The following is a 13,750-nucleotide window of genomic DNA, read 5'->3' on the forward strand; positions in this document are numbered from 1 at the left end:
ACCTATGGAATTACTTGATAAGTATAAAAAAGAAAAAGTTATAGACGTTATCACAAATATTTTAAAAGCTATTCACCTGAAAAAATACGAAGACATTATGAATTATTTCGATGAATCAGAGATTGACGATTTAAACGAATTCTTTGGTTATGTTGAAAAGACATTAGAATTGAATGATTTTGACACGATTGATGAGTATGGTGTGGAATGTCATTTCAATCCGCCTTATGAGTATTCTCAATTGGAGATTTATGATTATGATGACCAGACTGGGTTTGCTGTTGATTATGATTTGACTTCAAATTCTGAACTAGTAGATATGAGATTGCAATTAGAGTTTCTATATACCGACAATGGCTATACAGTAAGATTTCTTAATGTCGATTCTGATTAGGAAATGAGATTGATAGAGTTCAACAAACGATATCTTTGATACCGTATTTATACAGACATTTAAGATTTTCTTGAATGTCTTTTTTTGTATAAGAGTAAGGTTGAAGGTTTTAAACCATTAAATTTTCCTATCAATAGGTCGAATGTCTTTAAATGAACTTTATGAATGAATCTAAATGGTTATAGAAAGTCATTTCCAGTATGTTCATGCTATAATAGACTTAAGTTTCGTGATTTTGGAGATATAAATGAAAAAATATAAGCATTTATTATGGCTTTCTGGCTTGGTCATCACACTGATATCACTATTATCATTGAATGGCTGTAGTTTGAGTAGTGAAACAATTCCTAAAAACAGAACAAAGGAACAGTACGAATTTGAAAAAACGTTTGAACCTATGTTTAAATTTTTAGAGCAAGACAAGAAGGAGTTTACTGGATTAAAGCTTTACAAAAATAGTATTTATATAGAGAGTGGAAACGCAGTAAAGGATTATGAAGTATCCTTAGATACTAGCCAATCTGACATTAAGGGTGACTATACAATAAAAATCGGGGATAATAAAGAAACAGTTCCTGTTACTTACTATAATGGGAGATTACAGTACGAATCGAAGTTAGAACCTTTGTTTGACGAAGAAATTCTTAATTTGATAGTACAAAGAGATTATTTCGCTTCCTTGAATATAAAAGAAACCTTTAAGAGTGCTGAAACTGAATTGAGCGATATTATCTACCGGTCTGAAAATTACTCTGAGTTCTTCAAAAAACTCAAAAGCAAGTACGATTTACCAGAGGATACAACCTGTAGAATCAGAGTAAGGTACTCTAGTAGCTCGATTTATGGGATTACAATCCAATTGAATTCGAAGACTAAGACAGTTCAGCTAGATTTAACAATATTTAAACAATAGGGGGGAGTTTATGAACGAAATTGAAAAAAGCAACCGTCTGGTTGAAATGTCTGCAGTATTATCGAAAGTAGTGTTGAATTGGAAATGAAATATTTGAAAGTGTTCGAAAAATTGAATAAAGATTTGATAAATTAGTCAGAATTGGAAAGAAGTAAGTCGTAAGAATTGCTGCTTTTTTATTTTTAAAAACAAACCACTTGAAACTATGGACAAGCCTTGCAAATAAAATTTTAAAGTAGTATACTAGAATTATGAAATCGTTTGCACAAAATTGCGATGAGTCTATAAAGACAAATCTAGGAGAAAAAATATGGAATTGTCAGCTATTTACCACAGACCAGAGTCGGAGTATGCTTATCTTTATAAAGATAAGACAATGCACATTCGCATTCGGACGAAAAGGGGAGATATCGAAAGTATAGCCTTGCACTATGGAGATCCTTTTATCTTTATGGAGGATCATTATGAGGACAGCAAGGAAATGGTCAAAGTCACCTCCGATGCTTTGTTTGATTATTGGCAGGTGGAGGTTTCAGTCGGCTATGCGCGAATTCAGTATCTCTTTGAGATTAAGGATAAGAAAGGCCAGAGTGTCTTGTATGGCGATAAGGGGTGTGTTGAAAACACGCTTGAAAACCTTCATTACGAGGGGAATGGCTTTAAGCTTCCTTATATTCATGAAATTGATGCTTGTCATGTTCCTGACTGGGTTTCAAAGACGGTCTGGTATCAGATTTTTCCAGAAAGATTTGCCAATGGAAAGCCTGAGATTTCACCAGAAGGAGCCCTAGCTTGGGACTCGTCAATCACGCCTAAAAGTGAGGATTTCTTTGGAGGAGATTTACAGGGAATTATTGACCATCTAGATTACTTGCAAGACTTGGGCATTACAGGCCTTTATCTCTGTCCTATCTTTGAATCCCCGAGCAATCACAAGTACAATACGACGGATTATTTCGAAATTGACCGTCATTTTGGAGACAAGGAAACCTTCCGTAAACTGGTGGGGCAGGCCCATCAACGTGGCATGAAAATCATGCTGGACGCTGTGTTTAATCATATCGGAGACCAATCTCCACAGTGGCAGGATGTTCTCAAACATGGTGAAGATTCTGTTTACAAAGACTGGTTCCACGTTCAAGAATTCCCAGTGACAAAGGATAAGCTTGCAAATCCAAGAAAGCTCCCTTACCATACCTTTGCCTTTGAGAGTTATATGCCAAAGTTAAATACAGCAAATCCTCAAGTGAGGGACTATTTGTTGAGCGTTGCGACCTACTGGATTGAAGAGTTTAATATCGATGCTTGGCGCTTGGATGTGGCAAATGAAGTCGACCATCAATTTTGGCGAGATTTCCGTAAGGCTGTCTTGGCTAAAAAGCCTGATCTTTATATCTTAGGCGAGGTCTGGCACACTTCTCAGCCTTGGCTAAATGGCGATGAGTTCCACGCGGTCATGAACTATCCTCTCTCTGATAGTATCAAGAATTATTTCTTGCGTGGGGTTAAGAAAACCAGTCAATTCATTGATGAGATCAATGGTCAGTCCATGTATTATCGACAGCAGATTTCGGAAGTGATGTTTAATCTTCTGGATTCGCATGATACGGAGCGTATTCTAGCTACTGCCAAGGGAAATGTCCAACTCGTTAAATCTGCCCTTGCCTGCCTCTTTTTACAAAGGGGAACACCGTGTTTCTACTATGGCACCGAGCTAGAATTAGACGGAGGACCAGACCCAGATTGTCGTCGTGTGATGCCTTGGGAACGCGTTTCCGATAGCAATGAGATGCTCGATTTCATGAAGAAATTGATTCAGCTTCGCAAGAGTGTTTCAGACATTATCCAGCATGGAAAATATAGTCTAGAAGAAATCAAACCAGATGTGGTATCTCTGGCATGGGATTATGATGGTCAAAAGGTGCGAGCAATTTTTAACCAATCAGGAGAAAATTATCTTGTAGAGAGTGATTCTGCAACTTTAGCAAGTCATTGCCAAATTTCGGACGGGCAGCTTCATATCTTACCAAAAGGCTTCGTAATCTTTGAGGAAGTTTTGGAAACTGCTGCAAATTAATTTTTGAAAATCGGACTTAAGTATTTTGTCAGAGTTACTCGAATTTCAAAAAACCAATCTAAGAGCAGTCTATTTAAGAAGAGCAAGTATCTTATTAGAAAAGAGGAGTTCAGAATGGAACTAAAAGATTTTACCGAAAAAGAGCAGGAGCAGATCAAAGAGGGGCTTAGCACAGCTGTCATTAGCGATAAGGAAGCAGCTAAAAAGATTTTGGCGCTGGTGCCACAAGAATGGCTTAAGCGAATTCCCTTCCTTGTGAGAGGGCATGCAACGACCAAGACGGTTGAGCGAGTTGCCAAGCAATACCCAGAACTTTACGCTGTGGCCAAGCAAGCAGGAGAGCTTCCTGAAAAGGAGCGTGAGGAATTGCGCGCCCTCATGACAGCTATCTTCGAAGAAAAGATGAACAAGCACAAGATTAAGTAGACTTACCAGTTTATAGCGAGTCCATTCTTTAAGTTGGCTACTCTACATTATTCCTCTATTCATAAATCAAAGTGACTGCATTTTATCAACTGTAGTCATTTATTATGGCTTAAGGAAGTTTCTATCCAAGATAGATCTTTTCTTTCTGTTTTCCAGTATTTCTTGATATAATAATAAGAGGAATTATTTGAAGATGAATATAGGAAAAATGTAAAAAGGACGAAAGAATGAAGAAAGTAAAAAAGATTATCTTGATAAGTGCCTGCACATTGGCCATTCTTGGCTTAGCTGCATGTGGGAAGACACAAAAGCAAGCGAACGGGGGTCAAGAAATTCCGACAGTTGGTCAGACTAGCTCGGAAAAATATCCATGGAAGGCGACTTATTCAAATCTAAATAGTCAAAAAAGTGTCGAAGAAGTTAAGAATTTACTGGCTGCTAACTTGGATAAAGACAGTGTCGATAGCTTTGTCAATCTAGTCAATGACTACAATGGACTTGTCGGCTCTACTGGATTAAGGGGCGATTTCACTAAGTTTACCAAAACCGAATATGATGTAGAAAAAATCAATCCTCTCTGGCAGGCAAAAAAGGGCGATTTTATCGGGACAAATTGTCGGATCAATACTTATACTCTGCTAAAAAATAGCATCGAAATCCCTCAAATTGCAAAGGACGACGAACTCTTGTTCATAGATAATGATGCCATTGACAAGGGCAAGCTCTTTGATGCCAAGGATAAGGAAGATTTTAATATCCTGTTTTCAAGAGTCAAGACTGAAGCGACTCAAGATGTAAAAGTCCATGCTAAGAAGATGGAGGAATACTTCAAGCAGTTCAAGTTTAGCGAAAAGGCGAGGATGCTCTCCGTCATCGTCCACGACAATCTTGACGGTGATTCTCTCTTTGTAGGGCATGTCGGCGTCTTGGTTCCAGATAAAGACGGATATTTATTTGTCGAAAAGCTGACCTTTGAAGAGCCATACCAGGCCATCAAGTTTGAGACCAAGGAAGATGTCTACAAATACTTGCAGACAAAATATAAAGACTACACAGGGGAAGGTTTGGCCAAGCCCTTTATCATGGACAATGATAAGTGGGTAGAGGGGAAATAGAATTTCGAGCTAGTTAAGTTTTATGTAAACTCTAGTTAAGGGAAGGACATAAAAATGGATAAAAAACAGACATATTTTTCGATTGCCCTTACTCTTATCGGTTTTCTACTTGTGGAATCAAGTATCTATATCATACCCTATATTGAAGGATTAAAAGAATTAGAAATAGCTGTTTTTGTAATTGGAATTCTTATTTTACTAGGTGTCATCATCTTATTAGCAAAGACTAAGAGGCATCATGATTAAAGAGCAGTACTCACGAATAAAAGATTTAGAAATTATTTTATGGGAATTTATTGCTCATAAAGTAGAGGAATTGTCCGTCTTCAAAGCCTTATCTGAGAATTTGAACTATCTTAATAGAGAAAAGCTAGATATGGTTGATTCATCCGAAATCCATGATAACGACAGCCTTACTATTGTAGACTTGCAGCAGAATGGTAGGGAATTGTTCATTCGCTTTGAAATGGACTTTCAACTAATGGGCTGGGCGTCTGCTAGAAATGACTATACAGCCTATATCCAAGCGAGTCTTATTGGAAGTTGTCGAATTGATTTGAAGGAAAGGCTCCCTTTCTCCGACAAGAATGTAAATTCTCTCACTAAAGCTCAATTATTGGAATATGGCGAAAAATTAATTTTGGATTTAGAATTCCAATACAGAGATATTGAAGGTTCTGAACACTATGGATGAATGAAACCTTTAAAGGAATTATGATATGAATAGAAAGCAAGCACTGTCTATTTATTTGCTAGGTACCTTTGCTCAACTATTGCTAGTGAGTCTCCTAGTTTGGTTTTTAAGGGCAGGAAGAATGAAAGTTGATTTTACGTCAACAATTGGAATAATTGCTATTGTTTTAGGTGGCTTATCATCTGCTTGTTGGGGCAGTCTTGCCAGTATTGGTTACCATCAATCTAGTTTCAAAAAACTTTTAAAAGATTTTTTTCAAGTCAAAGATAGTCTAGCTAATTATAGTTTGGTGCTTGTTTTCCTGTCCCTAGAGTTTATGCCATTTATCTTTGATGGTAAGATTATTATGCAATCTTGGTTCTTGCCAGTGGTACTCTTTTTCAAAGCTCTTCTTTTTGGTGGGGTTGAGGAAATTGGTTGGCGTTATTTCTTTCAGCCGACCTTGCAGGAAAAAATACCCTATCTATCAGCTACTCTTATTACCTTTTTAGCATGGTCTAGCTGGCATCTTTTTTACTTCTACATTGAAGGTTCTTTAGGTGTCATTCAGTTACTCCCTTTTCTAGTAGGTCTACTAACCAACTGTTTTATCTTATCGGCTTTATATCATAAAACACAAAACTTATGGATTTGTGTCATGACTCATGCTTGGATCAATTCCTTGTCTCAGATTTTAGTGAATGAAGATATATGGCTTTCTGTAGTCAGTAAATTACTTATTGTCAGTTTAGCCATCATCATTGCAAGAAAGAAGTATGTAAGGGAGGAAAAATGACAAAATTTATTTCAAAATAATCAGTCGCTATCTGGTATGCATTGATTGCCCTCCTTGCTGCTCTTTTAGTAAGACAAGGTATTCTATGGCTTTTCCCAGAAGGGAAGAGTACGGGGCTCCCTCTTCTTGTATCCTCACTTATATGTTGATTGATAGTCTAGCTGTTCTTACGTTGGTTCAGGTGTCCTTTTTTCGTTCATACTTAAAAGGATGCAGCAGATGAAGCAGATTGCTTCGTCTTTTTTTCTTTTTGTGTTAAGCTAAGATTAGCAAACTGAAAGGTTTTTCCGATGTATCTAGCAGACTTAATGGAAAAGAGTGAAGCGGGGCAGTTTATTGTCCTGTCCTATTTACAGCAACATTCTACATCCAGTTTGAAGGACGTTATATCTGAAACCGGCTTCTCGAAAGCAACCTTGACCAAGTATATTAGCTTGATTAACGACAAGGCCGCGGACCATCATGCGGCCTTATCTATCCAGCTTCAGGACGAAACGCTCAGTCTGTCTATTGGATCTGACACCAAGGGACGGGACATTCGCAGACTTTTTTTGGACAATGCTGTCAAATACCAGATTTTAGACTACCTGCTCTATCATCAGCAGTTTTTAGCCCATCAATTGGCACAGGAACTGATGATTAGCGAAGCGACCCTCGGCCGCCATATAGCTGCTCTAAATCAGATTTTATCAGAGTTTGAGCTATCTATCCAAAATGGTCGCTTGAAAGGTCCTGAGCACCAGATCCGCTATTTTTATTTTTGCCTCCTTCGCAAGGTCTGGTCCAGCCAAGATTGGGAAAAGGAACTTCAAAAATCAGAAAGAAGGCAGGAAGTTACCGTCTTAGAAGAACTTTGCGGAGCCCAACTCTCTCAAGGGCAGAAGCTAGACTTGGCCCTTTGGGCGCATATTACCCAACAGCGCCTAAGAGTCAATGCCTGTCAATTCCAAAATATTGAACAGAAAATGCAGGGCTATTTTGAAAATATCTTCTACCAGCGCTTGCATCGCAGGACAAATGATTTCTTTGCCGGACAGCACATCACCCTGAGTCTCGAAGATGGCGAAATGATGATTTTCTTTTCATTTCTGCTTTCCCATCGGATTCTGCCCCTGCACACCATGGAGTATATACTGGGCTTTGGTGGTGAAATTGCCAGTCTGATTACGCAACTGATTCAAGAAATGAAGAGTCAGGACTTGCTTGGTGACTACATCGAAGACCAAGTGACCTACGAACTAAGCCAGCTCTGCGCCCGCGTCTTTCTTTTCCGAGGCTATCTCTTGCAGGATAAATACAAGCACGATCTGGAATTGCACCATCCTTACTTATGGAGCGAAGACGATTATCGACAAGTGGCAGACACTATTTTTAGCAAACTGCCTATTTTCCAGCAGGGAACATCTCTGGATAAAAAGGTTTTGTGGGAATGGCTCCATCTGATGGAGTACATTGCTGAAAATGACGGTCAAGTCATCAAGATAGGCATGGACTTGACGGATAGCTTTATCGTTGTTTCTAGAATGACGGCTATTTTAAGACGATATTTAGAGTACAATCGCTTTATTAGTATTGAAGCCTACGATCCAGCCAAAAACTATGACCTCATCATCACCAATAATCCCATTCATCAGACCCAGCAGATTCCCGTCTATTATTTAAAAAATGACTTGGATTTGGAAGATTTGGCTCAAATCCGTCACATGATATTTCATTAAGAAACCTGGAGAAATCTAGGTTTCTTTGTGATTTTCACACAATCTCCTCAAATTTTTTTAAAATTTTAAAAAAATTGATGAACAAGAAAGCGCTTTATTTTATATACTAGTTACTGTAAAGAGGAAATCTCCTCAAGATTTTTACCAGGAGGACAGTACATGTCACAAGAAAAATACATCATGGCCATCGACCAAGGAACAACTAGTTCCCGTGCTATCATCTTTAACAAAAAGGGAGAGAAGGTCAGCTCTAGCCAAAAAGAGTTCACTCAGATTTTCCCTCAAGCTGGTTGGGTTGAGCACAATGCCAATGAAATTTGGAACTCTGTTCAGTCAGTAATCGCTGGAGCCTTTATCGAAAGTGGCGTGAAACCAAGTCAAATCGAAGCTATCGGAATTACCAACCAACGTGAAACAACTGTCGTCTGGGATAAGAATACTGGTCTTCCTATCTACAATGCTATAGTTTGGCAATCTCGTCAGACAGCTCCTCTGGCTGAACAGCTGAAAAGCCAAGGCTATGTGGAAAAATTCCATGAAAAGACTGGTTTGATCATTGACGCTTACTTCTCTGCTACCAAGGTTCGCTGGATTTTGGACCATGTAGAGGGAGCGCAAGAAAGAGCTGAAAAGGGCGAATTGCTCTTTGGTACTATTGATACTTGGCTGGTTTGGAAATTGACTGACGGCGCGGCTCACGTGACCGACTACTCAAATGCAGCCCGTACCATGCTCTATAACATCAAGGAACTCAAATGGGATGATGAGATTTTGGAAATCCTCAACATTCCAAAGGCTATGCTTCCAGAAGTTCGTTCTAACTCAGAAATTTATGGTAAGACTGCTCCATTCCATTTCTACGGTGGAGAAGTTCCAATCTCTGGTATGGCTGGTGACCAGCAAGCAGCTCTCTTTGGACAGTTAGCTTTTGAGCCTGGCATGGTCAAGAATACTTACGGAACTGGTTCCTTCATCATCATGAATACTGGTGAAGAGATGCAACTATCTGAAAACAACCTCTTGACAACCATTGGCTATGGAATTAATGGCAAAGTTTACTATGCTTTAGAAGGTTCTATCTTTATTGCCGGAAGTGCTATTCAATGGCTGCGCGATGGTCTTCGAATGGTTGAAAATTCACCAGAATCTGAAAAATATGCTCTCAATTCTCACAACAATGACGAAGTCTATGTCGTACCTGCCTTTACAGGCCTGGGCGCTCCCTACTGGGATCAGAATGCCCGTGGATCTGTCTTTGGCTTGACCCGCGGAACCAGCAAGGAAGACTTTATCAAGGCTACTCTGCAATCCATCGCTTACCAAGTACGTGACATCATCGATACTATGCAGGTGGACGCTAAGACAGCTATTCAAGTCCTCAAAGTCGACGGCGGTGCTGCTATGAACAACTTCCTCATGCAGTTCCAGGCCGACATTTTGGGAATCGATATTGCCCGTGCTAAAAACTTAGAAACAACTGCTCTCGGTGCAGCCTTCTTGGCAGGACTGTCAGTAGGCTACTGGAAAGACTTAGACGAACTCCGCACTCTCAATGAAACTGGAGAACTCTTTGAGCCGTCTATGAATGAATCCCGCAAGGAACAACTCTACAAAGGATGGAAGAAAGCCGTTAAGGCAACCCAAGTCTTTGCAGAAATCGACGACTGATTTTGATAATCAAGTCAGTAGAAGCATGAAATGACTAAGTTAGAAAGTGTATAAATATGGAATTTTCAAAGAAAACACGTGAATTATCGATTAAAAAGATGCAGGAACGCACCTTGGACCTCCTGATTATTGGTGGTGGGATTACCGGTGCTGGAGTAGCCTTGCAAGCAGCTGCAAGTGGCCTGGAGACCGGTCTGATTGAAATGCAGGACTTTGCCGAAGGGACTTCTAGCCGCTCTACCAAATTGGTCCATGGTGGCCTTCGTTACCTCAAGCAATTCGACGTAGAGGTGGTCTCAGATACAGTTTCTGAGCGTGCCGTGGTACAGCAAATTGCCCCTCATATTCCAAAACCAGATCCTATGCTGCTGCCTGTCTACGAAGAAGAGGGTGCTACCTTCAGCCTCTTCCGTCTCAAAGTGGCTATGGACCTCTACGACCTCTTGGCCGGTGTCAACAACACTCCTGCTGCTAACAAGGTCTTGAGTAAGGAAGAAGTGCTAGAACGGGAACCTGAACTCAAGGAGGAAGGCCTGGTCGGCGGCGGTGTCTATCTTGACTTCCGCAACAACGACGCACGCCTCGTGATTGAAAACATTAAACGCGCCAACCAAGACGGTGCCCTCATTGCCAACCATGTCAAGGCAGAAGGCTTCCTCTTTGATGAAGCTGGAAAGATTACAGGAGTCGTTGCGCGTGATCTCTTGACAGATGAAGTCTTTGAAATCAAGGCTCGCCTGGTCATCAACACAACTGGACCTTGGAGCGACAAGGTGCGCAATCTGTCAAATAACGGTGAGCAATACTCACAAATGCGTCCAACCAAGGGTGTCCACTTGGTAGTTGACTCTAGCAAGATCAAGGTTTCTCAGCCAGTCTACTTTGATACAGGCTTGGGAGACGGCCGGATGGTCTTTGTTCTTCCACGTGAAAATAAAACCTACTTTGGTACGACTGACACTGACTACACTGGCGACCTAGAGCATCCAAAAGTAACACAAGAAGATGTGGATTACCTCTTGGGAATTGTCAATAATCGCTTCCCAGAAGCAAATATTACCATTGATGATATCGAAAGCAGCTGGGCTGGTCTTCGTCCTCTGATTACAGGAAACAGCGCGTCTGACTACAATGGCGGAAACAACGGTACCATTAGCGACGAAAGTTTCAATGCCCTGATTGCGACTGTTGAGAGCTATCTGGCTAAAGAAAAATCTCGTGAGGATGTGGAAGCGGCTGTTACTAAGCTTGAAAGTAGTACATCTGAAAAACACTTAGATCCATCTGCCGTATCTCGTGGCTCTAGTTTAGATCGTGATAACAATGGCCTCTTGACTCTTGCTGGCGGCAAGATTACGGACTATCGTAAGATGGCTGAAGGCGCTATGGAGCGTGTCGTTGAAATCCTCAAAGCAGAATTCGACCGTAGCTTCAAGCTTATCAATTCTAAGACCTACCCTGTTTCAGGTGGAGAGCTCAACCCAGCAAATGTGGATTCCGAAATCGAAGCTTTTGCGCAACTTGGTGTATCACGCGGTTTAGACAGCAAAGAAGCCTTCTATCTTGCAAACCTTTACGGCTCCAATGTTCCTAAAGTCTTTGCCCTCGCTCACAGCATCGAGCAAGCGCCAGGTCTCAGCCTAGCGGATACCTTGTCACTACATTACGCTATGCGTAATGAATTAGCACTCAGCCCAGTTGACTTTTTGCTTCGCCGAACAAACCACATGCTCTTTATGCGGGATAGCTTAGATGCTATTGTAGAGCCTGTTCTGGATGAAATGGGACGATTCTACGACTGGACAGAAGAAGAAAAAGCAGATTATCGAAATGACCTAGAAGCTGCCCTTGCAAATAACGATTTAGAAGAATTAAAAAAATAGAAAATACGAGAAGAGGCGGTAGGCAAAACAACTGTCTGCCTCCCCTTCTTTTATATGGAGTAACATAAATGATGAAAGAAATATTCGGCGAATTTTTAGGAACACTGCTCTTGCTTCTTTTGGGAAATGGCGTAGTTGCAGGTGTAGTTCTTCCCAAAACTAAGAGCCACAATTCAGGTTGGATTGTGATCACCATGGGATGGGGGATTGCTGTTGCCATCGCTGCTTTTGTATCTGGCAACCTTGGCCCAGCCCATCTGAACCCAGCCCTAACCATCGGAGTAGCTCTGAAAGGTGATTTGCCTTGGGCATCTGTTCTTCCTTACATCCTTGCTCAGTTTGCAGGTGCTATGGTCGGACAGTTCCTTGTCTTCCTACAGTTCAAGCCTCACTATCTGGCTGAAGAAAATCCAGCTAATATTCTTGGGACATTCAGCACTGGACCAGCTATCAAAGATACCTTCTCAAATCTGATTAGCGAAATCCTTGGAACTTTTGTCCTTGTACTGACTATCTTCGCTCTAGGACTTTATGAGTTGCAAGCAGGACTTGGCACATTTGCAGTTGGAACCTTGATTGTCGGGATTGGTCTCTCACTTGGTGGAACGACTGGTTATGCCCTCAACCCAGCTCGTGACTTAGGACCTCGCATCATGCACAGCCTCCTTCCGATTCCAAACAAAGGAAATGGCGATTGGAGTTATGCTTGGATTCCAGTTGTCGGACCAATCATTGGTGCTGTCCTTGCAGTAGTAGTCTTCTCCCTATTTTAGAATAAAATAAAGCATCCTCTTCTCTAAGATTGATACATGCTTGGAGAAGAGGATTTTTGTATAGATTTTCAAATTTCATCGAGGACTTTGCTAAAACAATCTAAAATCAGGAGAAAAGAGCCAGTCAGGACGATATTTGACAGCGGATTTATGCTATAATTGACAGTATAAATGATCTAAAGGAGTTATGATGAATCAAACTGTTCAATATTTACAAGAATTAACGGCTATCCCTTCTCCAACAGGCTTTACGGCTGAGGTTGCGGACTATCTGGTGAAGACATTAGAAGGATTGGGCTATGAGCCTGTTCGGACCAATAAAGGCGGCGTTCATGTCGTGGTTAAGGGAGAAAATGATGCTCAACATCGGGTCGTGACGGCCCATGTGGATACTCTGGGAGCTATTGTGCGTGCGGTTAAGCCAGATGGTCGCCTAAAGCTGGATCGGATTGGCGGTTTTCCTTGGAACATGATTGAAGGAGAAAACTGTCTAGTCCATGTGGCCAGCAGTGGCAAGACTATCAGCGGTACTATCCTAGTTCACCAGACTTCCTGCCATGTCTATAAGGACGCTGGGACGGTTGAGCGAACTCAGGACAATATGGAAGTTCGTTTGGATGAAAAGGTGATAAGTGAGAAAGAAACGCGGGATTTAGGAATTGAAGTAGGTGATTTTATTTCCTTTGATCCTCGTACCACGGTTACTGAGACAGGCTTCATCAAGTCCCGCTTTCTAGATGACAAGGTCAGCGCAGCTATTTTGCTCAATCTTTTGCGCGTTTATAAAGAGGAAAAGATTCAGCTGCCAGTGACGACTCATTTTGCTTTTAGCGTCTTTGAGGAAGTCGGCCACGGAGCTAACTCCAGCCTGCCAGCGCAAGCTGTAGAGTATTTGGCGGTTGATATGGGGGCTATGGGTGACGACCAGCAGACAGATGAGTACACAGTTTCCATCTGTGTCAAGGACGCTTCAGGACCTTATCACTATGCTTTCCGCCAGCATTTGGTAAATTTAGCCAAGAAGCAGGACATTCCTTACAAACTGGACATCTATCCATTTTACGGGTCAGACGCCTCTGCAGCTATGAGCGCAGGAGCAGAAGTCAAGCACGCCCTGCTAGGTGCAGGCATCGAATCCAGCCACTCTTATGAGCGTACCCATATTGATTCAGTAGTCGCGACAGAGCGTATGGTGGATGCTTATCTGAGAAGTGCCTTGGTGGAGTAAGAGTAGGACATTTAGCTTTGAATAAAAGGCAGAAATTTGAGTATCCTGTGGGAAGCAGAATGGCTGTTCTTGTTCAATTGGTTAAG

13 protein-coding genes are annotated in these 13,750 nt (G+C 41.2%); all 13 read left to right on the forward strand.

Annotated elements, in window-relative coordinates; all coding sequences use genetic code 11:
* Positions 1-4: 4 nt before the first annotated feature.
* The 13 genes from FZ954_RS02250 (at position 5) to FZ954_RS02315 (ending at position 13,664) form a co-directional block, all read left to right on the forward strand.
* Entirely contained in the window at positions 5-394 is a 390-nt protein-coding gene (locus tag FZ954_RS02250; RefSeq protein ID WP_148876683.1) for a hypothetical protein, read from the forward strand.
* Between the two features lie 247 nt (positions 395-641).
* Positions 642-1,307, forward strand: a complete 666-nt coding sequence (locus FZ954_RS02255; RefSeq protein WP_148876685.1) for a hypothetical protein — start codon at positions 642-644, stop codon at positions 1,305-1,307.
* 310 nt (positions 1,308-1,617) lie between these two features.
* Entirely contained in the window at positions 1,618-3,384 is a 1,767-nt protein-coding gene (locus tag FZ954_RS02260; RefSeq protein ID WP_148876687.1) for a glycoside hydrolase family 13 protein, read from the forward strand.
* A gap of 114 nt (positions 3,385-3,498) precedes the next feature.
* A complete protein-coding gene (locus FZ954_RS02265; RefSeq protein ID WP_148876689.1) occupies positions 3,499-3,810 on the forward strand; it encodes a hypothetical protein in 312 nt (103 codons plus the stop codon).
* A 227-nt stretch (positions 3,811-4,037) separates the two neighbouring features.
* Positions 4,038-4,925 carry a DUF4300 family protein gene (locus FZ954_RS02270; protein ID WP_148876691.1) on the forward strand — a complete coding sequence of 296 codons (888 nt, stop codon included), beginning with the start codon at positions 4,038-4,040 and terminating at the stop codon, positions 4,923-4,925.
* A 54-nt stretch (positions 4,926-4,979) separates the two neighbouring features.
* Positions 4,980-5,171: a hypothetical protein gene (locus FZ954_RS02275; protein WP_148876693.1), complete on the forward strand. Its 192-nt coding sequence runs from the start codon at positions 4,980-4,982 to the stop codon at positions 5,169-5,171.
* Entirely contained in the window at positions 5,164-5,619 is a 456-nt protein-coding gene (locus FZ954_RS02280) for a hypothetical protein (RefSeq protein WP_148876695.1), read from the forward strand. The genes FZ954_RS02275 and FZ954_RS02280 overlap by 8 nt, the downstream gene beginning before the upstream one ends.
* A 25-nt stretch (positions 5,620-5,644) precedes the next feature.
* Positions 5,645-6,394 (forward strand): CPBP family intramembrane glutamic endopeptidase, encoded by a 750-nt coding sequence (locus FZ954_RS02285; RefSeq protein WP_148876697.1) that lies wholly within the window; start codon positions 5,645-5,647, stop codon positions 6,392-6,394.
* Positions 6,395-6,684: 290 nt separating this feature from the next.
* Entirely contained in the window at positions 6,685-8,112 is a 1,428-nt protein-coding gene (locus tag FZ954_RS02295; RefSeq protein ID WP_148876699.1) for a helix-turn-helix domain-containing protein, read from the forward strand.
* 159 nt (positions 8,113-8,271) lie between these two features.
* Entirely contained in the window at positions 8,272-9,780 is a 1,509-nt protein-coding gene (gene glpK / locus FZ954_RS02300; RefSeq protein WP_005590120.1) for a glycerol kinase GlpK, read from the forward strand.
* A gap of 56 nt (positions 9,781-9,836) precedes the next feature.
* Positions 9,837-11,663 (forward strand): type 1 glycerol-3-phosphate oxidase, encoded by a 1,827-nt coding sequence (gene glpO, locus FZ954_RS02305; protein ID WP_148876701.1) that lies wholly within the window; start codon positions 9,837-9,839, stop codon positions 11,661-11,663.
* A gap of 68 nt (positions 11,664-11,731) precedes the next feature.
* On the forward strand, positions 11,732-12,436 hold the full coding sequence (locus tag FZ954_RS02310; RefSeq protein WP_148876703.1) for an MIP/aquaporin family protein: 705 nt from the start codon (positions 11,732-11,734) through the stop codon (positions 12,434-12,436).
* 190 nt (positions 12,437-12,626) lie between these two features.
* Entirely contained in the window at positions 12,627-13,664 is a 1,038-nt protein-coding gene (locus tag FZ954_RS02315) for a M42 family metallopeptidase (protein ID WP_148876705.1), read from the forward strand.
* Positions 13,665-13,750: the final 86 nt, after the last annotated feature.

It is taken from the genome of Streptococcus sp. Marseille-P7375 (genome assembly GCF_902460365.1).
GTDB lineage: Bacteria > Bacillota > Bacilli > Lactobacillales > Streptococcaceae > Streptococcus > Streptococcus cristatus_I.